This window comes from Patescibacteria group bacterium (genome assembly GCA_041664365.1).
In the GTDB taxonomy this organism is placed as follows: domain Bacteria; phylum Patescibacteriota; class Patescibacteriia; order UM-FILTER-42-10; family UM-FILTER-42-10; genus JAHJEX01.
This window is the reverse complement of the sequence record JBAYKW010000001.1, coordinates 158,055-181,397: the sequence shown is the minus strand read 5'-3', so window position 1 is coordinate 181,397 and position 23,343 is coordinate 158,055. Positions and strand designations below refer to the sequence as shown.

The 23,343-nt window shown below is 37.6% G+C and carries 29 protein-coding genes; 6 read left to right on the top strand and 23 right to left on the bottom strand.

The annotated features are described in order from the left end of the window. Window positions 1-13: 13 nt before the first annotated feature. From WCW66_00975 to WCW66_00950, 6 genes are all read right to left on the bottom strand, one after another. Window positions 14-949, bottom strand: coding sequence for an NAD-dependent epimerase/dehydratase family protein (locus tag WCW66_00975; protein MFA6391311.1), 936 nt, complete (start codon window positions 947-949; stop codon window positions 14-16). A 32-nt stretch (window positions 950-981) separates the two neighbouring features. Then, window positions 982-1,410 (bottom strand): MarR family transcriptional regulator, encoded by a 429-nt coding sequence (locus WCW66_00970; protein MFA6391310.1) that lies wholly within the window; start codon window positions 1,408-1,410, stop codon window positions 982-984. A gap of 73 nt (window positions 1,411-1,483) precedes the next feature. Continuing rightward, window positions 1,484-1,924 carry an NUDIX domain-containing protein gene (locus WCW66_00965; protein MFA6391309.1) on the bottom strand — a complete coding sequence of 147 codons (441 nt, stop codon included), beginning with the start codon at window positions 1,922-1,924 and terminating at the stop codon, window positions 1,484-1,486. An 8-nt stretch (window positions 1,925-1,932) separates the two neighbouring features. Beyond that, window positions 1,933-2,388, bottom strand: coding sequence for an NUDIX domain-containing protein (locus tag WCW66_00960; GenBank protein ID MFA6391308.1), 456 nt, complete (start codon window positions 2,386-2,388; stop codon window positions 1,933-1,935). A 10-nt stretch (window positions 2,389-2,398) separates the two neighbouring features. Continuing rightward, on the bottom strand, window positions 2,399-2,956 hold the full coding sequence (locus tag WCW66_00955) for an NUDIX hydrolase (GenBank protein ID MFA6391307.1): 558 nt from the start codon (window positions 2,954-2,956) through the stop codon (window positions 2,399-2,401). 82 nt (window positions 2,957-3,038) lie between these two features. Next, complete coding sequence (locus tag WCW66_00950) at window positions 3,039-3,845, bottom strand: FTR1 family protein (protein MFA6391306.1); 807 nt, start codon at window positions 3,843-3,845, stop codon at window positions 3,039-3,041. 188 nt (window positions 3,846-4,033) lie between these two features. On the opposite strand from WCW66_00950, the gene def reads away from it, so the two are divergent. Further along, window positions 4,034-4,513, top strand: coding sequence for a peptide deformylase (gene def / locus WCW66_00945; GenBank protein ID MFA6391305.1), 480 nt, complete (start codon window positions 4,034-4,036; stop codon window positions 4,511-4,513). Between the two features lie 157 nt (window positions 4,514-4,670). Here def and WCW66_00940 read toward each other — a convergent pair whose 3' ends face one another. The 5 genes from WCW66_00940 to WCW66_00920 form a co-directional block, all read right to left on the bottom strand. Beyond that, the gene (locus WCW66_00940; protein MFA6391304.1) at window positions 4,671-5,300 is read right to left on the bottom strand and encodes a methyltransferase domain-containing protein; all 630 of its coding nucleotides are present in this window, start codon (window positions 5,298-5,300) and stop codon (window positions 4,671-4,673) included. Window positions 5,301-5,395: 95 nt separating this feature from the next. Further along, complete coding sequence (locus WCW66_00935; GenBank protein ID MFA6391303.1) at window positions 5,396-5,779, bottom strand: response regulator; 384 nt, start codon at window positions 5,777-5,779, stop codon at window positions 5,396-5,398. 39 nt (window positions 5,780-5,818) lie between these two features. After that, entirely contained in the window at window positions 5,819-8,110 is a 2,292-nt protein-coding gene (locus WCW66_00930) for a PAS domain S-box protein (GenBank protein ID MFA6391302.1), read from the bottom strand. Window positions 8,111-8,441: 331 nt separating this feature from the next. Continuing rightward, window positions 8,442-8,642 carry a hypothetical protein gene (locus WCW66_00925; protein ID MFA6391301.1) on the bottom strand — a complete coding sequence of 67 codons (201 nt, stop codon included), beginning with the start codon at window positions 8,640-8,642 and terminating at the stop codon, window positions 8,442-8,444. A 135-nt stretch (window positions 8,643-8,777) separates the two neighbouring features. Continuing rightward, entirely contained in the window at window positions 8,778-9,056 is a 279-nt protein-coding gene (locus tag WCW66_00920; GenBank protein ID MFA6391300.1) for a hypothetical protein, read from the bottom strand. Window positions 9,057-9,152: 96 nt separating this feature from the next. On the opposite strand from WCW66_00920, the gene fmt reads away from it, so the two are divergent. After that, a complete protein-coding gene (gene fmt, locus WCW66_00915) occupies window positions 9,153-10,118 on the top strand; it encodes a methionyl-tRNA formyltransferase (protein MFA6391299.1) in 966 nt (321 codons plus the stop codon). An 80-nt stretch (window positions 10,119-10,198) separates the two neighbouring features. On the opposite strand, the gene WCW66_00910 is transcribed toward fmt, so the two are convergent. From WCW66_00910 to WCW66_00895, 4 genes are all read right to left on the bottom strand, one after another. Further along, window positions 10,199-11,689 (bottom strand): glycosyltransferase family 2 protein, encoded by a 1,491-nt coding sequence (locus WCW66_00910; GenBank protein ID MFA6391298.1) that lies wholly within the window; start codon window positions 11,687-11,689, stop codon window positions 10,199-10,201. Then, window positions 11,679-12,548, bottom strand: coding sequence for a bifunctional DNA-formamidopyrimidine glycosylase/DNA-(apurinic or apyrimidinic site) lyase (gene mutM / locus WCW66_00905; protein MFA6391297.1), 870 nt, complete (start codon window positions 12,546-12,548; stop codon window positions 11,679-11,681). Before mutM ends, WCW66_00910 begins: the two co-directional genes overlap by 11 nt. A 1-nt stretch (window position 12,549) precedes the next feature. Next, window positions 12,550-12,888: an inorganic diphosphatase gene (locus WCW66_00900; GenBank protein ID MFA6391296.1), complete on the bottom strand. Its 339-nt coding sequence runs from the start codon at window positions 12,886-12,888 to the stop codon at window positions 12,550-12,552. 118 nt (window positions 12,889-13,006) lie between these two features. Continuing rightward, window positions 13,007-13,288 carry an HU family DNA-binding protein gene (locus WCW66_00895; protein ID MFA6391295.1) on the bottom strand — a complete coding sequence of 94 codons (282 nt, stop codon included), beginning with the start codon at window positions 13,286-13,288 and terminating at the stop codon, window positions 13,007-13,009. 268 nt (window positions 13,289-13,556) lie between these two features. Between WCW66_00895 and malQ the strand changes: the two genes are divergently transcribed. After that, the gene (gene malQ / locus WCW66_00890) at window positions 13,557-15,035 is read left to right on the top strand and encodes a 4-alpha-glucanotransferase (GenBank protein MFA6391294.1); all 1,479 of its coding nucleotides are present in this window, start codon (window positions 13,557-13,559) and stop codon (window positions 15,033-15,035) included. Window positions 15,036-15,079: 44 nt separating this feature from the next. On the opposite strand, the gene WCW66_00885 is transcribed toward malQ, so the two are convergent. The 6 genes from WCW66_00885 to WCW66_00860 all read right to left on the bottom strand — a co-directional run bounded on the left by WCW66_00885 (window position 15,080) and on the right by WCW66_00860 (window position 19,229). Next, window positions 15,080-15,529, bottom strand: a complete 450-nt coding sequence (locus WCW66_00885) for a plastocyanin/azurin family copper-binding protein (protein ID MFA6391293.1) — start codon at window positions 15,527-15,529, stop codon at window positions 15,080-15,082. Between the two features lie 17 nt (window positions 15,530-15,546). Continuing rightward, window positions 15,547-15,741, bottom strand: coding sequence for a hypothetical protein (locus WCW66_00880; GenBank protein ID MFA6391292.1), 195 nt, complete (start codon window positions 15,739-15,741; stop codon window positions 15,547-15,549). Window positions 15,742-15,755: 14 nt separating this feature from the next. Continuing rightward, on the bottom strand, window positions 15,756-16,322 hold the full coding sequence (locus WCW66_00875) for an NADPH-dependent FMN reductase (GenBank protein ID MFA6391291.1): 567 nt from the start codon (window positions 16,320-16,322) through the stop codon (window positions 15,756-15,758). A gap of 159 nt (window positions 16,323-16,481) precedes the next feature. Beyond that, the gene (locus tag WCW66_00870) at window positions 16,482-18,221 is read right to left on the bottom strand and encodes a cytochrome c biogenesis protein DipZ (protein ID MFA6391290.1); all 1,740 of its coding nucleotides are present in this window, start codon (window positions 18,219-18,221) and stop codon (window positions 16,482-16,484) included. 2 nt (window positions 18,222-18,223) lie between these two features. After that, window positions 18,224-18,739 carry a thioredoxin family protein gene (locus WCW66_00865; GenBank protein ID MFA6391289.1) on the bottom strand — a complete coding sequence of 172 codons (516 nt, stop codon included), beginning with the start codon at window positions 18,737-18,739 and terminating at the stop codon, window positions 18,224-18,226. A 139-nt stretch (window positions 18,740-18,878) separates the two neighbouring features. After that, window positions 18,879-19,229 (bottom strand): metalloregulator ArsR/SmtB family transcription factor, encoded by a 351-nt coding sequence (locus tag WCW66_00860; protein MFA6391288.1) that lies wholly within the window; start codon window positions 19,227-19,229, stop codon window positions 18,879-18,881. 576 nt (window positions 19,230-19,805) lie between these two features. Between WCW66_00860 and WCW66_00855 the strand changes: the two genes are divergently transcribed. Then, a complete protein-coding gene (locus tag WCW66_00855) occupies window positions 19,806-20,054 on the top strand; it encodes a hypothetical protein (GenBank protein ID MFA6391287.1) in 249 nt (82 codons plus the stop codon). A gap of 646 nt (window positions 20,055-20,700) precedes the next feature. Here WCW66_00855 and WCW66_00850 read toward each other — a convergent pair. Both WCW66_00850 and WCW66_00845 read right to left on the bottom strand, forming a co-directional pair. Continuing rightward, the gene (locus tag WCW66_00850) at window positions 20,701-21,066 is read right to left on the bottom strand and encodes a hypothetical protein (protein MFA6391286.1); all 366 of its coding nucleotides are present in this window, start codon (window positions 21,064-21,066) and stop codon (window positions 20,701-20,703) included. 110 nt (window positions 21,067-21,176) lie between these two features. Next, on the bottom strand, window positions 21,177-21,512 hold the full coding sequence (locus tag WCW66_00845; protein ID MFA6391285.1) for a phage holin family protein: 336 nt from the start codon (window positions 21,510-21,512) through the stop codon (window positions 21,177-21,179). A 130-nt stretch (window positions 21,513-21,642) separates the two neighbouring features. On the opposite strand from WCW66_00845, the gene WCW66_00840 reads away from it, so the two are divergent. Then, window positions 21,643-22,305: a hypothetical protein gene (locus tag WCW66_00840; GenBank protein MFA6391284.1), complete on the top strand. Its 663-nt coding sequence runs from the start codon at window positions 21,643-21,645 to the stop codon at window positions 22,303-22,305. Between the two features lie 252 nt (window positions 22,306-22,557). Further along, complete coding sequence (locus WCW66_00835) at window positions 22,558-23,190, top strand: HAD-IA family hydrolase (GenBank protein MFA6391283.1); 633 nt, start codon at window positions 22,558-22,560, stop codon at window positions 23,188-23,190. Window positions 23,191-23,343: the final 153 nt, after the last annotated feature.

The following is a 23,343-nucleotide window of genomic DNA, read 5'->3' as shown; positions in this document are numbered from 1 at the left end:
TAATAATCAATAATTATTTCACATTTTTAAGCATGTCAGCCGTCATCCTATCCAGATCAAATTCATGTTTCCAACCCCAATCCGCTCTGGCAGCGCTGTCATCTATCGATTTCGGCCACGAGTCAGCTATTTTCTGACGTTCATCCGGATTGTATGTACATACAAAATCAGGAATGTGCTTGGCGACTGACTCTGCCAGCTCTTCCGCAGAAAAACTCATAGCAGTAAGGTTGTAACTTGTACGCACCTTGATATTTTCCGCCGGAGCCTCCATTAATTCTATCGTTGCACGGACACCGTCAGCCATGTACATCATTGGCAGGACAGTATCCGGTCCGACAAAACAATCATATGTTTTATTTTTTATTGCATCAAAATATATTGCCACTGCGTAATCTGTCGTGCCTCCACCCGGAGGGGTTTTATAGCTAATTAACCCCGGGTAGCGCAGACTGCGGATATCCAGTGCAAATTTTTTAAAATAGTACTGGCACAAAAGTTCCCCGGCAACCTTTGTTACACCGTATATTGTGGTCGGTTCTAAAATTGTATGCTGAGGAGTAAAATCGCGGGGCGTAGTCGGTCCGAACGCTGCAATTGAACTTGGCCAAAAAACATGTTTCACTCCGCGGGCGATAGAAATATCCAGGACGTTTTTCAGACCACCCATGTTTACATTCCAGGCTAATTCCGGATTTTTCTCTCCGGTAGCCGACAATATTCCAACCAAATGAAAAATTGTATCCGGCTCATGCTTTTTTACCAATTCATCCAATGCTTGTTTATTTGTTACATCCACACTTTCAAACGGTCCGCTATTGTCGTCGCCCGCTTTAGGTTTGGAATGGCCGACAGCAACGACTTGATCCTTGCCGTACTTTTTTCTTAACTCATCCACAAGTTCCGACCCGATTTGCCCGGTTGCACCGGTGACAATGATTTTTTTCATGTTTTAACAATAATGCTAATTAGCTAATAATATTATTTAACCGCCCCACCCAGTTCGATCAGTAAATCTGATAGACCGGAAATTTTTTTCAATTTCTCGCTTGGAAATATCTCCTCAAAAAACGGTTCCGAATGGACTAGAGTCTCTTTTAAATTGCGTTGCCCGCTTGTAGTTATAGCTACAAAACTTACGCGGGCATCACCGGTTGAAGCTTCTCTTTTCACCAGTCCTATTTTCTCCATTGGTGCCAGAATTCTGGTCACGCCGGACGCGGTCAGACCCATTTTTTCAGCCAAATCAATCCGGCGCATTTTAGCACCTTCCGCTTGGTTCAAATGAAAAAGTATCACAAATTCGTTAAATCCTATTCCGTCCAGTCCGCCGTTGAATCTACGGCTGTTTTCGGTCAGAACACGGGATAAATTAATAAATAGTTTTAGCGAAGGATTTACTGTTGTCATAATGGTCAATTAATATTTACTTAACATATCAAGTATATATCAACTAAATCTAGCTGTCAATGTTAACAGGTTACTAATTAATTCCGCTATTTATTCTATTATCAACAGAGCCATGATCCAAATAGTCTTTGATGACTGTTTTCAACAGTAGCGCTCGGACAATATTTTCTGGGTAATTCAAAAACTCCTCAAAAGTTACCCATTTGGAATCAAGGATTTCAACAGGATTAATTAACAGCTCACCGCCTAGTACAGACGCTTTGAAATAAAAGCCAACGACATTATTGCCATGCAAGCTTTTATGTTGGTAAATGCCAATCAGACCTTCCAGTTTAACATCCAGACCCGTCTCCTCTTTCACCTCTCGTACAGCCGCACTTTTAAGATCCTCTTCGTCATCCAGATGGCCGGCCGGAATATTCCACAGACCGCGCACGAGACCTTGTGCTTCCTGGACTATCACAAATTTATTATCTTTTACAACCACGGCACCGCAAATGACTTTGATCTTCATTTTATAAATTATTTATTAGAATTAGATAGATACATATTTATTCCTTCCAAAATACCGGATGTGAAATAGTCAGCGGGATCATTCTCGCCAAGTTTAACCCATTTATATCCATTATGTTCTGAACTGATCTGTATGTTGCCACTGATCATTTTTGCTTCAAAAAATATATACATGATGTGAATATCCTTATTCTCACTCGTTAATTTTTTCGGAATTAAATGGCGACCGATGGCGACCGGCTTTTGATTTAGTGATAATTCAATATTACCGACTTCCTCGGAAACTTCGCGTCTGATAATTTGCTCATAGGGAGTACTAAATTCCGACTCGTCAATTCTACCGCCGGGCAAATCATATTTGCCTAACAGACTCCCTTTCGGGTCTGAACCCAATACCAAAACTTCGTCTTTTTCATTTTTTAAAATCAGCTTTAAAGATATGTGGTAATAGTCTCTCTTGGGCATAAGTTTTCGTCTATTTTTTGAATATCACTTTTTTCAATTCCATATATTTTTTCCGATCCAAAAGTGCTTCATACATTATAAATCGTAGGCCGAGTACTGCGGTAAAACGTTCGTCACGGCAAAGCTGCAAAAACTGATCAAAGGTTTTAAAAGTAACTGTAATTCTTTCACCGCTATCCAGATGCTGATCGGAAACTTTGGCACATTCTTTGGCTATAAAAACAAACTGATGAAATATTATCTTGGGAGTTCCTTCAAAATATTTATATTTAATAATTTTTTTTGCAGCAAACCCGGTTTCTTCCAGCAGTTCCCTTTTTACGGTTTGTAAAGCAGTTTGGCCGCTTTCAATACCACCACCCGGAAGCGACGGAAAAAGCGGTTTAGTTGGCTGTTCCTGCTTCAGTACGATTATTTTATCACCAACCGTTGCAATAATATCAACAGTTGCCTTTCGATAGGCACCTTCAAATATCTTATACGTCCCGTCATACATCTTCTGGCGCCATTGATATACACTGAATATTTTTCCTGTAAATACCTTTTTCGAATTTTTTGGAAATTTCATATTATGAGAAATGCCTGATTTTCAATAAATTATTACAATACTAAAGAATAGTTTAATATCTTTATATTATCATATTATACCATTATACGCTTAATTTCGATTTTTTCCGATTGTAACTTAACCAGTAGAGTAATAGGTAGATTGTAAATGTATATTGTGCAAATAACTGGGTCCATTCCGGTTTGGAATACCAACCGACCAGAATATTCAAGGGCAATCCGATTATACCTTCCTTGTGATTCAAAACAGTATTTGACATATCATATGCTTTGGTCAGCAGGAAGCTATTTGATTCCAGGTAACCGGTGGAATTAAGTGCCGATAATCCCTCGTGGATTCCATATCCCAATAAATAACCAACCTGAATAATTATATAAAGGAGTGTGATTTTAAATAAAACAGAAATATTTATCCTAAACAGTGAGAAGAATATTCCCAGCGCAACAATCATAGCAAGGAATATTCCGATGACAACTGATAAGTAATGGTACTGACCGGCAAATGAGAATAACGCGATTTCCACACCCTCTCTACCCACCAGCACAAACGATATAATGTATATCCCCTTTTTTGTAAGTCTGAAAGCCGTTTTGCTTTCTACATAACTTTTTATACCGTCGCCATGACGTATCATCCAGATAATAAACGACGTAACAAATCCGACAGCTACAATGCTGATTATGCTTTCCCATACCTTACCGATTTCATCCAGGTTATCGAACTGTGATCCGATAATAAACAGTAGCCCCCCGAAAACTAAAGAAAAGACGATACTGGATATAAAGCCATAGATAACGCTTCGATTTAAATGTTGATTTTCAGTTTTTGTTAAAAATCTGAATATCAATATTAGGATTAAAAATGCCTCCAGCCCCTCCCGAAATGACATGATGATTCCGGGTAACAAGTTGCTCAAATAGATTAATTCTCTACAGTTTAATATTTATTGAGCCTGCCTCTAGCCAAGCAGTACTCTAAAATCTAAATTCAGGCAAATTTGCACATTTTGCAAACATGCGGTAGTCTAATTATACTTATAACCCGTGATTTGTGCAAAATTACCAATATTTCAATCAAATGCCAACTCTACCCATTGTTATCAACCCTAGTCCAATATTGAGAAAAAAAGCGGAAACAATCAAAAATCCGCTAGATGCAGCTATTCAGAAACTGATCCCAATACTTACAGAAACTATGATTCAAGAGGACGGGATTGGTATCGCCGCCCCGCAGGTCGGCGAATCAATTCAGATGATTATTATCAATCATAAAGATAAACCATTGGTGATGATCAATCCGAAAATTATAATAAAATCGATCCGCACCGAGATTGCTGAAGAAGGATGCCTCAGTGTACCAGGAATTTTTGGCATGGTTAAGCGATCAAAAAAAATTAAGGCCAATGCCTTGGACAGCACTGGAAAGTTATTTACAATTAAGGCGGAAGGTTTGCTCGCCAGAGTAATCCAGCACGAGGTTGACCACCTGAATGGCATACTTTTTATCGACAAGATGGTCAAAAAAACCCGCGATCCGCAGGATGACAATATCCTTTAGTTATTTTTGATAATTGACTTAATAAAACTATTTTTCAATTCACGGTATATCTTACCATCACCCTTAGCTGTTTTCACAGCTTGTTTTTTTATTGCCACCATAGACAAGCATTTTGATAAGTTTGTCGCAAAGATAATACTTTATTCAAACTTGATAACTACTTCTGCCCCATGATACACCATTTCCCTTTGTCTCCTAACTCAAATTCAACTTTACTAAATTTCGAAAAAATATTACTAATTTCCTGCGCTGAAAAAAAACTGTGTGGTAAACCTTTTTCCGGTCCGGTTTGAGGGATATATGTTCCGGGAGATGTTTCTTTACTCTCTTTAAATGTTTTCCAATTTTTGCTACTTGCCGTATCCGGCAGAGTTATAAATATCTTGCCTCCAGGCATAATTTTATAATAAATTTGATCTAACAGGCTTATTACTTCCTTCTTTGTGCCATGATATATTGTAGAAATTGAAAATATAAAATCATATCTATTTTCCGGAATTTCATATTCATACATGTTAACGCACAGCACATTTGTATCACTGTCCAAAACTTTTTTGGTCATCTCAACAGCAACCTCACTTGAATCAATTCCGGCGATTGCAAATCCTAAATTCTTCAGATAAGCCAAATATTTTCCTGTGCCAACTCCGATATCAAAAGCACTTTTTTCATTAAATTCATTATTCTGAACGAAAGTGACAAAACGTGGAAGCAGACTTTCTTTTAAACTCGCCCAAGCCTCCCCACCTTTTTGATAATCGCTATATATATTATTCCAAATTGTCATTTTATTATGATAAATTACTATACAAATTTTTACCTAGATATATTATTAATCACAAAAATCATTGATAATTAAGATTATCATTTTGAAATATACTATTATATTTCCAGACTCTCTTTAACCTTGGTTATTACATCCTCGAGCTTCCAGTCCGCCTTAATTATATACATTTTCACTCCTAACTCCACTGCTTCTGCTTCCACATTGGTATTAGAAAGATTTGACAAAATAATCACTTTTACATCTTTCGATGGATTTTTCTGCCGAAATTTTTTCAGCATCTCTAAACCATTCATTTTTGGCAATACAATATCCAATAATATCAGGTCCGGTGTTTCATCGATTGCAATCTTTAACCCTTCCTCACCATTCAAAGCACTAAAAATCTGAATTTCTGGTATTAATTCAAGTTTTTTCTTTAAAGAAAAAAGGATTGCCTCATCATCTTCTATAATTAGTAGTTTCTTTTTTGTATTTGTCATAGGTGTGAAATAGTTGTTCTAATATTTAAATTTATTTTGTTATAAAATTTCGAGTGGTTTGGTCCCCTTTTTAGATAGCATGCCAGTCAGTGGAATTGACACATAAAATTTAGAACCATTACCTAGCACGGAACTAAACCAAATCTTACCACCAGTTGAATCCAAAATTGATTTTACAATATATAGCCCTAATCCAGTACCATCTGTCTCCATTTGCTGAGCGTTACTCGCGCGGAACAATTTAGTAAATACTTTTACTTGTTCTTCTTTTGGAATACCAATCCCATGATCACTGACACTCAGTAAAATATTATATTTATCTTTATCAATTTTAATAGTAACTTCTGATTGTGATTTCGAGTAACGAATAGCATTAGCAATTATATTCTGGCATATAATTTTCAAAAGAATTGGATCGGCATTAATCTGAAATTCACCTTTAAAATATTCTTTCACGATCTTGATTTGCTTTGATCTAGTATCTTCACGTAATTCTTCCAGCACTTCATCACAGATTTTTGCTAATTTTAATGGCCTTGAATTAACGGGAAAAGTACCAAGTTCCAATCTGGAAACATTCAGAAGCGCGCTAATTAGCACGGCCATTCTTCTGCCTGAACTGTGAACTATTTTCAAACCTTCCTTTTGTTTTTCTGAGATTTTGCCGAAATCGTTATTAAGAAGCATTTCGCTGGTCCAGTTGATACTGGCTAAGGGAGTGCGGAGTTGATGTGATGCAAGTGAAACAAATTCCGTTTTTGCCTTATCTATTTGAAATTCCTTCGTAACATCATGAAAAACAACGACCGTGCCGACAATTTTATCCGCTAAATCTTTTATTGGCGAAGCAACCTCCAGCACCGGTATTTTATCGCCATTGGTATTGATTAAAAGTGTCTTAATAGACATTCTTGTAATTTTATCCTCTTTGATTGCTTTTTTTATAAAATCATCCCCGGGTTTACCGTCACTTGCTTTAACAAAATCTACTATTTTATTGTAATGTTTACCAATAGCGTTTTTTACAGAAACACCGATCATTTGTTCAGCAATTCTGTTGTAGATAAATATTATTCCATTCCGATCACACGCAAAGACAGCCTCTCCGATTGAATCTAAGATTGCCTCATCTCTCAAACTAATCTCATTTACTTTATCTATCGTCTCTTGTTGAGCCCTTTTCCGATCTGTAATGTTACGAATGTTACACTGAATAATTTTTTCCCCATCTACCTTGTAGGCATTTGAAACAAACTCAACCGCCACCTTTTCTCCTTTTTTTGTTACCAGTGGCAGATCTTCAAAGCGGACATATTTCTTTTTCTGCAGTGTCTTAAAATTATCTTTTGAAGCTGCTATATCTCTAAATGTACCGATCTCCCAAAGATATTTTTTCAAAAAAACTGACTTAGGATACCCTAACATATCAATCAGATATTGGTTCACATCGATGATCATACCGGTATAAAAGTCTAATAGCAAAATTCCATCTTTAGCCGTTTCGAAAAGTCTCCGATATCGAAGTTCAGATGTTTCGATATGATGCTCCATTTCTCGACGCTCGGAAAGATCATTATAGATAGTAAAAATATCTCCGTTCGGAAGCTTATTGACCCTATTTTCTCTCCAACCGGTTATTCGTTTATCTTGATAAAACAAAATTGGATGATGTGCTGATCTGCCGGTTTTCCATACTTTTTGCAAAACACTAAAAAGACCGAAATCTTTTATACCCGGGAATACTTTCAAAATACTTTTACCAATTATCTTATCTTTTTGAACTTTTTCTATCTTTTCTACCGCTTTATTTAAATCTATAATTATAAAATCATTACCATTTTTTATTGGCCGATAAATAATAGCTCCGCTATCCATATTTTCAAAGAGATGCCTGAATTGCCTTTCACTGTCCTTCATGCGCTTTACCGCATCCACACGATCTGTGATATTCCGTATGTTGCACTGAATGATTGTTTCATTACCGACTTTATAGACGTTAGAGACAAATTCAACATCTACTCTATTTCCATTTTTTGATTCAAGCGGTAGATCTTCAAAGCGGACATAATTCTTTTTCTTTAGTATTTTGAAATTATTTTTAGATGCCGCAATGTCTTTAAAAATTCCAATTTCCCAAAGATATTTTTTTAAAAAAATAGACTTGGGGTAACCAAGCATTTTTATTAAGTAAGGATTTACATCCAGAATCATTCCATTGCTATAATCAACCAATAGTATGCCATCCTGTGCGGTTTCAAAAAGTCTGCGATAACGAAGCTCAGATTTGATTAATATATTTTTCGATTCTTGAGATGTAATGTTCTTTACCATTTAATTTGGTTAGAATCATTAAGTTTGATTTGTAATAATGATTCTTTAATTTTTTATAATTTATTTTATTTACATAATTTTTGCTGAAGCTGAATCATTACTTAATTCATGCAAAACTGCTAATTTTATGATAAAAGACACTATTAATTTTACTAAATTGTCATATATATGTAAAGAATAAGGATATGCATACATATGAATTATTTGTAGTATAGTTCTAATATTAGCGTTTATTTAGTCTCTAACAAATAGTCATTCTATAATTTTCGTCAGTATATTATCCATATTTAAATATTTTTACTATAAAAAAAGAGCTCATTTCAGACACTCTTTATTGCACTGCTGGGAGATTGATTTCCACGTAGATGTCGTGGACAAACATCATCATAAACGCCACCGTAAGGACAATAATGAAGATCTTTCCGGCGCGCGGCACCGCGTGCCATTCGCCTTTCCAGAACTCGATGCCCCCATCGATGAGAGGATCACGTTGATCCAAATCATGCAGTTCTTTGAGCGGTTCTTCCGTCATTGCTCTGTCCTTTCAAAGCTGAAACAGCGCGTTCGGGGTGAAAACAAAATGAGCTTCTCGGAATTGTATCACTCCAAAATAATTTTGTCAAGCCCGTTTGAAAAAAATCCTCTAACGGGCTCAATACTGGAAATTTTAGCTATAAATTATTGTCCCGATAACAACCATGATATTGATTACAAAACACATCAGGTTTGCAAATATTACCGGTTTTTTCCTATGCAGTTTTCCGTAGTACACCCACAATATTGAATTAATCGCATAAGTGGCCCAGGCCAATAATGAGACTCCATCAGCATTTTTACTCAGCCAAATTTTCAATACTTGTGAGGAGGTCAATATTGGTATCGCAATACCCATAAAATACATGATCCGATCAAGCAGTGCTATCCTGGCAACCGCATTTTTGACCATATCCGTTGTTCTCGATTCTAGTTTTATTAATGATTATTCTTGAATATTATCTGAACTTGGGTCATACTGTAGCAGTAGTATACCATACTTTGAATCATGACTGATAAGAACCAAAATACTAATAACCATAAATTCCGAGTTGCTTTTTTTGGTACTCCGGATTTTGCCGTACCCGCACTGCAGGCACTGCTTTCCATGCCGGAGATAGATATGGTTACCGCTGTTACTCAACCGGACAAGCCGGTCGGTCGAAAACAGGAGTTGACTGCCCCGCCGGTTAAAAAACTGTCAGAAAAATATAATCTGCCGGTCTGTCAGCCGGAACGAATTAAATCAACAAAGTTCGATCAGTGCCTTTCTGATCTTGAACTTGACGTTGCAATAGTTGTGGCTTACGGAAAAATCATACCGGAAAAAGTCCTAGATATGCCTAAGCATGGATGGCTAAATATTCATGGATCGCTTTTGCCGAAATTCCGAGGAGCTTCACCGATTCAAGCGGCAATTTTAAATGGTGAAACAGAAACGGGAGTTACTCTAATGAAGATTGATGCCGGTCTGGATACGGGTGCAATTATCAAACAAAAAATAATTCCGATCAGTAATGAAGATAATTTTGAATCACTGCATGATAAATTGGCTCTGCTCGGAGCGGATATACTGAAAGATTCACTGATTGATTATTTGAACGAAAAGTTAAAGCCCATACCACAAGACGACTCAATTGCTACAAAAACAGCAATCATAAAAAAAGAAGACGGCAGAATAGACTGGACTAAAGATGCGCAGCAGATAGCTAGACAGATCAGAGCGTATTATCCGTGGCCGGGTTCTTTTTGCAAGCATGACAGAAAAACATTGAAAATACATTCTGCGGATATTTCAGATGCAAAAATTCAGCTTGATCCGGGCAAAATATCCTATACTGATAATTCAATATTAATCGGTTCAGGCAAAGGCAATTTGAAAATTTTAAAACTCCAGCTAGAAGGAAAAAGGTTGCAAACCGCCAATGAGTTTATCAACGGTAATCCAGATTTTAAAAATGCTCAGCTTGAATGAAAGCTGGCAATTCGTATTTACCATTTATACTCCGTATTTTCTCCACCTTTCCCCTAATCCCTATACCCTTTTTAAACACCCTATTTTCTAATTTTTTCCGTCACATTAAAACCCATGTATTTACCCAGCATCAGCCTGGTCTGAGCATCGATTGCCGGAATAGATCCGAATACAATCATAGTGATTGGAAATAACACCCACTGCAAAAGCATTTCAACAAATTTAATCCTGTGCTTTTGCTCCGGTCTTTTTGGAAGCAGTGTAGTACTGAATATTGCCATTAAAATCAGACCGATCAACGCAGCCGTCATCAGCCATTCCAGAACGTACGGCACTGTTTGAGCAGCTATTGAAGAAGATTCCTGATAGTGCGCCACCGCTATTGGTAATCTGCCTAAAATAAATATCAGAATAGGCGCGGTTGCCCATGAATAGTGGCCTTCCGCCATATTCCACACATAGTGGAATTTTTGATGCCATTTAATTTTTTTATTCTTCTTAAAAAACCAAAGCATGTATGGAAAATGCTCTATGCCGTATGCCCAGCGCCTTTGCTGTTTGTATTGATTTTTCAGACTCTGCCAAAGTGTACTCCCCATAACCGTATCCATGGAAACCGGTATATACATCGGGGTTACAGTATAGTCACCGTCGTATTCCAAAAAGCACTGCAAAAATATTCTGGAATCTTCCGTCACAATGTCATTTTGCCAAAAATCAATGTCTACTAATGCGCGGAAGCTCATGCTGTGCGATGAAAATGTAAATAATCTTTCCGGTCGCAGCTGTTCGGTCATCAGCCAGAATGTCGTACCGTTCGCCACTACTCGCATCAGAGCCGGCGAATCCCAGATATTATTGTTAAACAACGGTACTGGCTGGAAACTGGTTTTAGTCGGATTCGGATGATTGAGATACATGTTCGTCAAATAGGAAAAATATTCACTGTGTACACATGTATCCACATCAAATGATGACACAATAACGTTTTCATACGGGATACTCTGACTATCAATATACTCTTTTGTTTTTCTTCCCGCCCAGGCGATATTCGAACCCTTGCCGGGCATTTCTCCTGGAATTCCAGCCGGGTGTTCAACCACCAGTAATTTATGAAACATATCGCCGAATTCTCTTTGCATAATTTCCGCAATTCCCCTTGCTCTCTCTTTATCACGTTCTTCAATTGCAAATGTAACGATAAATTTGTCTTTCGGATAGTTAGAGTTTACCAGACTTTGGAAAGTCGACCGGATAACTTCAATCGGTTCTTTGTATGTCGGTAACATAATGAAATGATACATATCATTCCACCTGGGATTTTTTTTGCATTCCTCCAGCCAATTTACTTTGATCGCTTTCTTAAAACGGCGATATGAGATAATCATGTACAGTTGCAGATACAGTATGCGCATGAGCCATAACAAATCAAATACAATTACAAAATATATGACCCAGATCGGCTGAAAAAACGACAGGGAAATTGCAGTGATAAAAGTCGTCCAAGTCAGCGCACCGGGTATAATTTCCAGTATTCGATATTTACGGTAATCAGATAGTTTATTGAACATATAATTTTTGGCATTTGGAACAATACGTTGTTCCGCGGTTATTCACTTTGGTCCTGGACAGTTTTGTTTTGCAACGATAGCAATTTAATCCATCTCGTTTATATACTTTTCTCACATTTTGATAATTACCTTTTCTGCCGAGGGCATCGCGGTAATCCGAAATAGATGTACCACGATACTTTACCGCTTTTTTCAGTATTTTAACAATAGCCTTGTGGATTGCTATACTTTGCTTGGTATTCAAACTGTCCGTTTTCTGCTTAGGATTAATCTTCGCTTCCCACAAAATCTCATCGGCATATATGTTCCCTATTCCTGATATTGTATTCTGATCCAGTAAAACTGATTTAATAAATCCTTTTTTATTTTTCAGTCTTGTTTTAAACAACGCAAATTTGAATTCACGGCTCAGCGGTTCCGGACCAAGTTTTTTCAAACGGGGAATATCATTTTCTTCACTTGTTTTAAACAGTTTAATCTCCCCGAACCTGCGCACATCCGAAAAGGCCAGCTCTTTATTTTTATCCAGATAAAAGCAGGTGCGTATAAACTGATTGAATGAATCATAAAACGGGCTGTCTTTTCTTTCCTTGTTCTTCCAATCATGATCACGATACAGCAAATGACCGGTCATTTTCAGATGAATCAGCAGTGTCTGGTCGCCTTGAAAATCAATCAGAATATTTTTTGCCCGTCTGCGGACACCGTTTACTTTCCTGCCAACGATACCTTTTCTAACTCTTAAGACGGATGGATGAAAACTTTTTGGCCAATCAGTCCAAATCTTTTGAACGGAATGTCCTTTCAATTTTACATTTAAGTCAGAAACAATAGTTTGTACTTCGGGAAGTTCCGGCATATTAGATTATGATTTTTGATTTAAAATATTTCTCCTGAAAATCAATCAGGTTACTAATTTCATTGATAGTGTATTTACCTTGGGCAACTACTAATTTAAATTCATTATCATCATCCCTTTCCACAAACGCAATGACCACACCATCGTATTCATTGATTGGATTACTGACTCCCAGTACATAGGCATCAATCGGATCTCCGTCTCCAGCTAAAGTTCCGGGAATATATCCGTAATTCACTTTGTACTTGGTTTCCGGAAAATCAGGATGGATTGATCCGATCGGACGGTCAATTATTACCTGCACTTTTTTTCCTAGCCATTTTTTTGATTCGCTTTTCATTGCATTACAGCAATTATACCTTATTTAAACCATATAATAAAGAATCATATCTATAAAAAAGACCCCACCGCGCAAAGCGGATCGGGGTCCTTCTTCCTCCTTTTCAATTTCTATTTTACTAGAGAATTGCGTCTTTAGCTGCTTTGGCGACTCTGAATTTCAGCACAGTTTTGGCTTTGATCTGAATCGATTCGCCTGTGGCTGGGTTTCGGCCCATGCGTGCTTCACGATGTTTCTTGATCATCTTTCCCAAACCCGGGAGAGTGATTTCGCCGTTTGATTTACATTCCTTGTAAACCAGCTCGTTCAGGTTATCCATGAACGAAACAACCTCTTTTTTTTGGAGTCCGGTTTTTTCAACCAGTGCTCCGATGAATTGAGACTTGGTCATTGATGCCATAATGTTCTCATTCCTTTACTTAATTAGTTATTCACATGTTAATGATTACATGCGTAGTATATACCAATTTGCAATATTTGCATAGATTCCCCTTTGTTTATAACTATTTTCATCAGCTAAAATTATTTTTATGTCAATAATAATTTTTTTTATGATTTTTTATTGGCTAATTTTAGCCATTTTTTTACTGTTTGAAATTACCTATTGAATATTAAACTGATAATATCGCAACTATTATATCACCGGATAAAATGGTATGATTGGTATTATGAAAAGACAATCCGGAATATTATTGCATATCACATCACTACCCAGTCCGTACGGAATCGGTGATTTGGGAAAAGAAGCATTCCGATTTATTGATTTTTTAAGCATGTCCGGCCAGAGTATTTGGCAAATTCTTCCGTTGACAATCCCCGACTCCATAGGATCACCATACGCCTCACCATCAGCTTTTGCTGGTAACTGGCTTTTAATCAGCCCGGACGAATTAGTTAATGAAGGATTATTGCATAAAAATTCTCTCCCAAAAGAAAAACGCGTTGGCCCAGTGAAGTATTCAAAAGTTTTTCAGGAAAAAAGAAGGCTGATTGAAACATCATATGAATATTTCCGTAGACACGCGTCGATCGAGCAAAAAGACAGCCTGGAAAAATTCATCCAGCACCATTCGAAATGGCTTAATGATTTTGGATTGTTTATGTCGCTGAAGGATCATTTCAAAGGCGCACGCTGGTTCAATTGGCCTGAGGATATTGCCAAAAGAAACAAGCATGCGATTGAATTCTGGCAAAAAAAACTCCACCGGCAAATCAGAGTATATCAATATGGACAGTGGATCTTTTTTTCACAATACGCCAAAGTAAAAAAATATGCGAATAAAAAACGTGTTAGGATTTTCGGCGATATTCCGTTTTTTGTAATTCACGACAGTGTTAACGTCTGGGTCAGTAGAGATCTTTTTCTGCTGGATGAAAATAACCAGCCACTTGCTAAATCAGGCGTACCACCGGATTATTTCAGCAAGCGCGGACAGCTGTGGGGTGACCCTCAATACGACTGGGAAAAAATGAAAAAAAATAATTTCCAGTGGTTTGTACGCAGAATTGAGATGGCCGCTCAGTTTTATGATGATGTCAGACTGGATCATTTCCGAGGGTACGCTGCTGTATGGCATGTTGACCCGAAATCCCGAACATCGAAAAAAGGAAAATGGGTAATAGTTCCAGGAAAAAATATTTTCAAACAGGTAAAGACAAAATTTAAAAATCTCTCAATCATCGCAGAAGATTTGGGATATATCACCCGTGACGTTGTGATGCTTAAGAAAGATCTGAAATTTCCCGGCATGAGAGTAATGCAGTTCGGTTTCAGTGGAAAACGGAATAATTTTCATTTACCTACTAATTTTACAACTGACTGCGTGGCATATACCGGCACGCATGATAACGATACAACTTACGGTTGGATAACAAAATCCGGCAAAACACAGCAGAAAAGATTTGCTCTAAAATACACTAAAACAGATAAAAAACATTTCGCGTGGAGGCTGATTGAATTGGGCCTGCGCTCGAAAGCGTGCTGGTTTATCTTCCCGATTCAGGATGCCCTGAATTTAGGTTCTGAAGCGCGCATGAATAAACCATCAACCAGAAAGAAAAATTGGCAATGGCGCATGAAAAATGACGCACTATCAGAAGAACTGGCCGTCAATATCAGAAAACTGACTAAATCAGCAAAAAGGTAGACTAGCAAACAAAACAGCTCTATAAAAGTAATTACCGGTGTGTCTTATTCTACGATCAGTTTGCCTACCATACCCATACTTCGGTGGTTTTCAACACTGCAGTAATATTCAAATGTTCCCGTTTTACTTGCTGTAAATTCCACAAAATCTGAATCTCCATCATCAACCAATATTGTTGACGCATTAAACTCGTCAATATTCCAATCATGCATTCCACCGTTGCTGGAAAAATTAATTCTAACTAGATCACCTTTTTTCACTCTAATTTCTTTCACAGAAAAAGCATAACTTTCGCCGGTGATATTAAATATTCTGACTGCGTCCTCGGATTGAGAATCTGTATTGGCATTCAATCGCGTATTTGTATTGGCAGAATTAACAAATGAATTAGTATTTTGATTTGCCGTTTTATTCTCGCTGCCCCTAGTCAATGCTAACACACCGGCAATTATAATGATTAATAATATAACAGCGATAAAGATCCCCTTTTTCATATTTCTTATATTAATAATTAACTCACCTTTTCCCAAAACGCATCATCAGCGACTTCCTCAATATCTATTTTTTTCTGAGGAACCAGGCACGAAACGCATTCTGGGAATTTTTCTCCTTTTTTTATTTTAGATTTATACGCGCATGGCATACAAAGATATTCGCCAGTCTCCGGTGCTTTGTCACCGGCAAAGAAATATTCCCTATTTGGCATATTTCCTCCTAATATTAATTTATAATACTATTTCTTCCCCATTTAAGGGTTTTTGTCATCCAAATTAGTTCCTCCAAAAAGCTCTCTATTCTTTTATCGTATGAGTTATCTAAAACGTTACCATTTTTGTCGAATAGTTGATCAACCAATGAGAAATTCAAATCAGGTTTAATCATAGATAATCGGAGTGTTTTCATAACAGACACCAGACCTTCAATTGCTCTTGCGCCACCAAACCCGCCGTCGGAAACACCGCATAACCCGACCGCTTTATGTTTATATTCAGGCAAAAACATATCCAATGCCATTTTTAAACTACCCGGGAAACTGTGATTATACTCGGGTGTAACTATAATCAAACCATCAGCATTAGTAATTGATTCTTTAAACTCAATATTCTTATCACCTAAGTCACGTCCTTCTGTGCCGGAGAAATCCAGTTTCCTTACATCAATTAATTTAGTAACAATTTCCGTTTTTTCTTTTACCTTTTTCTCAATATATTTCGCAACTTTCTCACTTTCACGGCCTTCCCTAGTCGTACCAAGAATGATCGGTATATTCAAAGTATTCTCTGACATATTATTTAAAGCTAATTTTTAAATATATTGTTTAGGATCCAGCCAGCTGTTCAATTCTGATTTTGTATTTACATAACTACAGATACTATTTCAGTATTTTATAAATTTTAAAATTGAATATATTCTCCTTAATGATCTGTTTCCTACTTTTATTCGCAGCTAGCCAAACGTAAATGCAAATGCCCGCAAGCCGGGCTGATTGATAATTATTTCTAATGTATGCGTACCATAATCGCTGGCCTCGATAATTCTATATAACCGTTCATCCGTAATATTCATAGTGCTTTCAGATGATAAATCCGCACCGCCATCCTCACCCGCCTTTTGACCGTCCCGAAGTATTGATAATTGTACTGAATCTTCTGCGCTCGCAACTAAATAAACGTCCTTCCCCTGATATTCAAACACAATTTTGTCACCAGGATTAATATTTTGCGCATATTCCGCCGTGATATCCCATTCACCTTCCAGATACAATTTATTGGATTTTATAGTATTGGGAACAATAAAATTTTGCACACCGCTTTTGGAGGGAGTACCATTTGCTAAATTACTATTTCTGGCTGAACCAAAATATGTCTCTGGGCTTCTTTGTTGTAAATAATTAGTATCCGTTTTTACTGCATTTACCAAATCATTGCTAATCTCTGATGAATCCCCGTTAGATTCATTCATATTTTCTAGGGCTTTGATAATTTCCATTTCCGTTTGAGCATAATCACCTTCTCCAATGTGATCATAAATAATTTTTCCCGTATGATCCACCAGGAATTTACGTGGCCAGTAGTTATTTTTATACGCCCGCCATGTGGCATAGTTATTGTCCTGCATGATTGGGTAAGTCAAACCGAAATCAACTGTCGCTTTTCGTACGTTATCCGCAATCTTTTCAAACTCAAATTCCGGCGTATGAACACCGATTATCACCAAGCCCTGATCTCGGTACTTTTCGTGCCAGGCCTGGATATAGGGCAGCGTACGAATACAATTAATGCAAGAGTATGTCCAAATATCTAATAATACAACCTTTCCCCTTAGCTCCTTTAGTGTCAGTGGGTCAGAATTTATCCATTCTCCTCCAGGGATCAGTTCCGGTGCCAGATTTGTAATTTGATCTAATGTCTTTCCCATGTCTTCCTCATTGATTGTGCCATTTCTAATTTTATCCAGTTGCTGTTTTACCGCATTATTGTCTTCAATTGCCGTTAATCCGCTGCCATAATTCGGGAATACATTTAAAATATATGTTTGAAAAGAACGGTCAATATTAAAAAATATTCCGAAAGCAGTCAATACCATTATTAAACCAAACACCTTCTGTATTTTAACTGTATTTTTCATAAGTCCCGGCACTTTCAGTAAAATTTTCCTGCCGCCCTGCATTACTATCAGCATCGGTATAGCAGTACCGAGTGAATATGCCAGCGTGATAAGCAAAGCCGAACCCGTTACTGTTCCGGTAAGAGCAAGGGAAATAACTGACGCTAAAATTGGTCCAACGCAAGGAGTCCAGATAAGTCCCAGGCTTAATCCGATTAGTATTCCGCCGGAAAAACCGGTTGAGTTTCCCTGTCTTGGCGCTTTGCTGGCAAGTTTCGAAAACAATTTTTCTAATAAAATCTGAAATCTAGGTACAAACAGGAAAATTCCAAAAATCAGTATTATAATTACTGATAAATTTCTTAGCGAATCTGCGGGGACACCTAAAATATTAACAATTGACGTTAAGAATAGTGTAAAGAAAGTAAAACTCAGAACAAATCCGAATACAATGCCCAATGGTTTGCGCTTACCTCCCCCAACTGACCCGGACAGTATAATAGGCAGAACAGGCAGAATGCACGGGGAAAGAATTGTTACAACACCGCCAATAAACGCAAATAAAATAAGTAGGAACATTATTATATATTGTTAACTAATTGGTCAATATCACCGCCATTCCACTTTTTAATTTCGTTTCCTTCTTCATCCACTAAAACAAAAGTATGCTGATAAGTTATCCCGTATTTACTTTTTAATTCTTTTTCTGAATCATAGTCAGTTTTGAAAATTACAACACCCTCTGGTATTTCATTTGCCTTGTCGATAAATACCTGATTTGCAATCTTGCAGGTCGGACACCAAGTGGCATGAAAAAATATAACCCTCTTTTTTCCCACTTCTTTCGAGAATGCGGAGTCAGAATAATCTATGTATTTTCCAGGACTATTTTTCGTCTCCGGCAAAACCTCTGCTGCTACATTTGTGTTATCATCAGATGTTGCGGATTTATTAATTCCGGCATTTTGATTTACTAAAACTATACTGTTGGTGTTTGCGTTACCGTCAGAACTATCCGATCCTGCATTCCAGACATACCAACCGCCAAACAAAATGATTATCAGTACAGTTAGTATTATTCCCATTTTTTTACTCATATATCTTATATTTAATATTAAGTAAAACTCCTTCCATTTTCATGGCAGGAGTTTTATTAAATCGGTTAGCAACCGCAATCAGGACCTGATGTCATTTGTATGTTCCTTTCATATTTACCTGCATATTATACAGGCATAATTAGTGAATATGTTTATCTAAATGATTATCCAGCATTCCAACCATCTTTTTATCATTAATTTCAAGCAAGTAGCAGACATGTTTACCCATTTTGTATTTAGTCACAATATTGGAGCGTTCCATCATACTCAGCTGATGTGATACCGCACTGACACTTACATCCAAAATGGATGCGATATCTGAAACGCAAATCTCTTTGTAATGTTTTAATAACAGCAATATTTTTATCCTGGTCGGATCAGATAAAACATTACAAAGATCACTTTGGATTTTTATATGTTTACCGTTTTTAAGTAACCAGTTTTTATTTTTTAATACCTGTTTCTGTGTCAGCATATTACGTTTTATCATTTGCTCAACTGTTTTAATGTTATATCAGTTTTATTAATTTGTCAAGCTGGCAGCTTTGTACAATATTACACTAGTCTTGACAATAGGGCATATTTGTATTACTTTCTTTGTATATTGACCTTTGAAACAACGATGTGGGTGGGAGGACCGCAACACCAAAAAGCAGGCAGAAATGCTACCCATTGGGTAACATTGACTGGCGAGTTCGCTCGCCCGTGGGCAGATGTTGCCCTCTGGGATTTGCTAAATGCGTGTCCTCCTACCCCACTTTCTTCTACCATTTTGTAGTGCGGACACTCTGTCCGTATCTGTTGGCCACCCCACAACCCCGATCCTACAGGGAGGTACCCACTATGTACTCGTGGTGTCATGCACATCGCGGGTTCGGTTGACATGCGATCTTCTCCGTCAGAGCAGTCAATGCCCACGACTCTAATGATGAGAGGATCTCGCATGTGCGACAAAACCCAATGGTCTTCGAGCCACGTGCTCGTAGTCCAGTCAGTGTCCCCCAAGGACAAGGAATCCCCCGTCGGATGCGCGCGCACCGTCCTGTTGTGCGTCTGCGGGAGCTGCATGAACTCCAACAACCCCATGACCCCCGCAGGACCCCTGCACAGCTACCTGCAGCGCTGCTTCGATCAGGATGTGACTGATGCCATGGCGGGAGGCTACTCGCCCCCCGTCAACCTCCTGAGCATTCCGAAGCTCGACCCACGAACCGGCACGGCGAAGCCGACCAGAAAGCAGGCTGCCGCGCTGATTCAGCGGATCGGACCGGATGCCCTGTCATCCGAAATTGTCGCAGCCTACGCGAAGGCGTAGAGAAGAAGATCATCGTTGAGATGCACACCGGGCGAGTCCACAAAACTCGCCCATTTTTTATTTACAAATATTGACAGCAAAACGCAAATAGATTAGCATTGTTAACTGTCCTGTAGGCTGACTTATTAATTCATGGAGGAGGTGAAAATGTCAGGCAACCAGCGTGTTCTTTTCTGTATAATGCTTCTTTTCGGACTTTTCATCCACCCCCTGTTTCTGACCATCGCGGCGGTCATATACCTTGCACCTTTAGAAGATCATCTCATCCCTCGCGATGAAGAAGGGAAACGTTGCTGTCCCGTCTGTAAGACACGCCACTACCTGGTCTTTCCCACTCGTCAACGCACCTTCTCATCATTCTCCGGAATATTCTCCTTCGGAAAAACACAGGTAGAATACCGCTGCCAGAACTGCACAAAGAGTTGGAGAGAATCCGGGGAAGACTAAAGCGCGCGTTGATATTCAATCAGCGCTTTTTTTATTTACTTGTTTAACGTTTGCGCATAAGCAACTACTACATGTTACGTGATATACCGATGGCTACAACTCGGCAAATATGAGTAATGTGACAAAGTGTAATAAGCAGAACCGCTTATGTACTATTAAGTTATGTAAACAAAAAATTTCCTCTTACAGTTTTTGCAATTTATTCTCTTCTATTTAATTCTTCCGCTATAGCTTGTTGGAGTTTGTCCATACCCCAAGCGAGTGTTCCGCTGGGATATTTTTCCGTATTTCCAGCTGGATTTTTAAATTCCTCATCGGCACCTTCTAAAATTTTATCTATTCTTTCCATCTCTACTCCATCTACATGTCTGCCTCTATCCTGAAGAAATTTAGTTATATTATTTAGGATTTGTTGCTTAGCAACCGTCCAAGGGGCATTAATATCTCTCTCATAAAGAACATTCCAAAGTTGTTTTGGACTCACTAATAGACCAAATTGAAATTCCTTTTTTACTTGCTCGGGTTTTGGTTTTGGATCATCCATGCCAATTTTTGGTGATTCCATAAGTTTATTTATTAATTGTAAATTATATAAAATTATGTTTGATTTGAAATAAATTGCCGAAACATTCTAAAATAGTAAAGAAATTTCTGGCTAATTCATACTACAGCTTTCTATTTGGACAATTGCGAAAGAAACCAGTTCACAGTTGCCAGCACCACACCAAATAGCAATGCCCACCAAAAACTTGCCACGGAGAATCCCGAGACGATCATCGCCATGAGCATGACCAATAGCGCGTTGATCACCAGGGTAAACAGACCAAGGGTCAGAATATTGATCGGGAGGGTAAAAATCACCAATATCGGTTTAATAAATGCATTAATCAAACCCAATACCAACGCTCCGATTAATGCGGAAAAAAAGCCGTCCACTTCCACACCCGGCAATAAATATGCCGCGATCATAATAGCAACTGTTGCTAATAGCCACCTTATAAGTATTTTCATATGTATTTAGTTAATGCTTATCTACATTTAATAATACATGAAAACCGGCCATTCAGCTATGCTAATGGCTGCTATTTGCAAAATTACATTATTTATTTATAATATAGATATAATTGAATAATTATAAAATATGAACGAATTTGGATCCCCATCCCCAATAGTAGACGAAACCGATGAGCAAATACCTCCAGCTGATGAGATGCCAACAATAGACAATAGTACAGAATCATACGCTGAAGTACGAGAAGAAATAATTGCATCGGCAAACAAACGTGTATTAAATCAAAAGAGTGGAAATGAAAGGTACAATGAAGTTGCTGAACACCCACATGATGAACGTCGCCTTGACGCTATTCTAGAATACTTAATTTCTGATATAGACGAAATTACAAGCGATGAAAGTATTAGTGAAGCAGAAAAATTGAAACTACTATATGCTTGTAATAATAGTTTTAATAGTAGGTTTGAAGCGTATGAGAAAGAAACACAAAAAAGGGGTATGTTTGAAAATGAAGCAGTAATATCAAAATTATCTGATAAATTTGTTGACAGACGATCAGAGATACTTTTTAGAAAAATAAATAAATATATAGCTGCATTAAAAGAAAAAGGTGGTCAAGAAGATAATATTAAAGCATTTGAAGAAATAATGAAGAGGGACCCTGGATTTGATGAAATAATAATTTATAGTGGAAAAACATATTTAGAAAAAATAGAAGCCATAGAGAATCTTTTCACCACAGTCGAGGAAAAAGTTAATGCTATAAGGGAACGAGCCGGATTACCCGAGTAAGCTAACATTGGGAATCTAAAATTTTTTCTTACTCAGTTATAGAGTTACTGACTCTAATGATAAAGATGTAATAAAAATGAATATACTCTATCATCGCGTATGCAAGAAAGCCAGCTTAAAAGAGCTGGTTTTCTGTAAATTGTCTTCTTATGCCCGTGATGTTAAAATTGTATCATAGTCACCACAAAGGCATCTTCGCATATACTACCTATTGTGCGAAATTCTATGGGCTTATTATAGAATATATGATTTATGAATAAAACAATAAAGGCTATTATCTTTGATTGGAATGGAGTAATTATTGATGATTTAGATGCCGTTGCTCGAGCAAATTGTGACATCGTTAAAGCACTTAGCGGAAAAACAGTTGGCCCCTCTACTTGGTTTCAAGAAATAAAACAAGACTGGCATAAGTTCTTTTTTGACAACGGAGTATCAAAAAAAGATATAGAAAAGGTATTGCCAATGATGAAAACTTTCTATCCTAAGTACGCTGATTTTGTGAAACTCACCAAAAATGCAAACGACGTTCTAGTGGCACTTTCTCAAAAAGGAATTAAAATGGGAATTTTAAGCAGTGTAGATAAATATGGAATAAATTCTGGCTTAAACAAATTTAATCTCCAAGAATATTTTTCTTTTATAATTAGTGGTCAGGACGTTGAACATCCAAAACCACACCCAGAGGGCCTGAAAAAAGCGCTTAGTTTCCTTAATATTGAACCAAAAAATATTGTTTATATCGATGATATGTCTACTATTTTTCCCGTCGCACAAAAGCTAGGTATTACAACAATTGGTTTCAAATCGAGAATTAGTAATGACTTATCCAGTGCAGACATCGTTATTGATGACCTGTCACAAATATTAAGTTTTATTAAATAACCAACGGCGTGCGTCTCGCCATAGACTGCAAGTATAGGCGAGCGTACGCAAGAAAGCCAGCTTAAAAGAGCTGGTTTTCGCAAATTGTCTTCTTGTGCCTGTGATGTTATAATTTTATCACAATTACTCACGGTCAACTTCTCATTTGCAGGC

Excerpts from the sequence above, each read along its gene's own strand:
- WCW66_00930 (MFA6391302.1), bottom strand. The coding sequence starts at position 8,110 with ATGGTAAAGAACATTACATCTCAAGAATCGAAAAATATATTAATCAAA.
- WCW66_00900 (MFA6391296.1), bottom strand. The coding sequence starts at position 12,888 with ATGAAAAGCGAATCAAAAAAATGGCTAGGAAAAAAAGTGCAGGTAATA.
- WCW66_00880 (MFA6391292.1), bottom strand. The coding sequence starts at position 15,741 with ATGCCAAATAGGGAATATTTCTTTGCCGGTGACAAAGCACCGGAGACT.
- WCW66_00850 (MFA6391286.1), bottom strand. The coding sequence starts at position 21,066 with ATGGAATCACCAAAAATTGGCATGGATGATCCAAAACCAAAACCCGAG.
- WCW66_00965 (MFA6391309.1), bottom strand. The coding sequence starts at position 1,924 with ATGAAGATCAAAGTCATTTGCGGTGCCGTGGTTGTAAAAGATAATAAA.
- WCW66_00935 (MFA6391303.1), bottom strand. The coding sequence starts at position 5,779 with ATGACAAATACAAAAAAGAAACTACTAATTATAGAAGATGATGAGGCA.
- WCW66_00855 (MFA6391287.1), top strand. The coding sequence starts at position 19,806 with ATGAACTCCAACAACCCCATGACCCCCGCAGGACCCCTGCACAGCTAC.
- WCW66_00940 (MFA6391304.1), bottom strand. The coding sequence starts at position 5,300 with ATGACAATTTGGAATAATATATATAGCGATTATCAAAAAGGTGGGGAG.
- WCW66_00865 (MFA6391289.1), bottom strand. The coding sequence starts at position 18,739 with ATGAGTAAAAAAATGGGAATAATACTAACTGTACTGATAATCATTTTG.
- malQ (MFA6391294.1), top strand. The coding sequence starts at position 13,557 with ATGAAAAGACAATCCGGAATATTATTGCATATCACATCACTACCCAGT.
- WCW66_00960 (MFA6391308.1), bottom strand. The coding sequence starts at position 2,388 with ATGCCCAAGAGAGACTATTACCACATATCTTTAAAGCTGATTTTAAAA.
- WCW66_00885 (MFA6391293.1), bottom strand. The coding sequence starts at position 15,529 with ATGAAAAAGGGGATCTTTATCGCTGTTATATTATTAATCATTATAATT.
- mutM (MFA6391297.1), bottom strand. The coding sequence starts at position 12,548 with ATGCCGGAACTTCCCGAAGTACAAACTATTGTTTCTGACTTAAATGTA.
- fmt (MFA6391299.1), top strand. The coding sequence starts at position 9,153 with ATGACTGATAAGAACCAAAATACTAATAACCATAAATTCCGAGTTGCT.
- WCW66_00895 (MFA6391295.1), bottom strand. The coding sequence starts at position 13,288 with ATGGCATCAATGACCAAGTCTCAATTCATCGGAGCACTGGTTGAAAAA.
- WCW66_00845 (MFA6391285.1), bottom strand. The coding sequence starts at position 21,512 with ATGAAAATACTTATAAGGTGGCTATTAGCAACAGTTGCTATTATGATC.
- WCW66_00975 (MFA6391311.1), bottom strand. The coding sequence starts at position 949 with ATGAAAAAAATCATTGTCACCGGTGCAACCGGGCAAATCGGGTCGGAA.
- WCW66_00835 (MFA6391283.1), top strand. The coding sequence starts at position 22,558 with ATGAATAAAACAATAAAGGCTATTATCTTTGATTGGAATGGAGTAATT.
- WCW66_00970 (MFA6391310.1), bottom strand. The coding sequence starts at position 1,410 with ATGACAACAGTAAATCCTTCGCTAAAACTATTTATTAATTTATCCCGT.
- WCW66_00870 (MFA6391290.1), bottom strand. The coding sequence starts at position 18,221 with ATGTTCCTACTTATTTTATTTGCGTTTATTGGCGGTGTTGTAACAATT.
- WCW66_00875 (MFA6391291.1), bottom strand. The coding sequence starts at position 16,322 with ATGTCAGAGAATACTTTGAATATACCGATCATTCTTGGTACGACTAGG.
- WCW66_00920 (MFA6391300.1), bottom strand. The coding sequence starts at position 9,056 with ATGGTCAAAAATGCGGTTGCCAGGATAGCACTGCTTGATCGGATCATG.
- WCW66_00840 (MFA6391284.1), top strand. The coding sequence starts at position 21,643 with ATGAACGAATTTGGATCCCCATCCCCAATAGTAGACGAAACCGATGAG.
- WCW66_00925 (MFA6391301.1), bottom strand. The coding sequence starts at position 8,642 with ATGACGGAAGAACCGCTCAAAGAACTGCATGATTTGGATCAACGTGAT.
- def (MFA6391305.1), top strand. The coding sequence starts at position 4,034 with ATGCCAACTCTACCCATTGTTATCAACCCTAGTCCAATATTGAGAAAA.
- WCW66_00910 (MFA6391298.1), bottom strand. The coding sequence starts at position 11,689 with ATGTTCAATAAACTATCTGATTACCGTAAATATCGAATACTGGAAATT.
- WCW66_00950 (MFA6391306.1), bottom strand. The coding sequence starts at position 3,845 with ATGTCATTTCGGGAGGGGCTGGAGGCATTTTTAATCCTAATATTGATA.
- WCW66_00955 (MFA6391307.1), bottom strand. The coding sequence starts at position 2,956 with ATGAAATTTCCAAAAAATTCGAAAAAGGTATTTACAGGAAAAATATTC.
- WCW66_00860 (MFA6391288.1), bottom strand. The coding sequence starts at position 19,229 with ATGATAAAACGTAATATGCTGACACAGAAACAGGTATTAAAAAATAAA.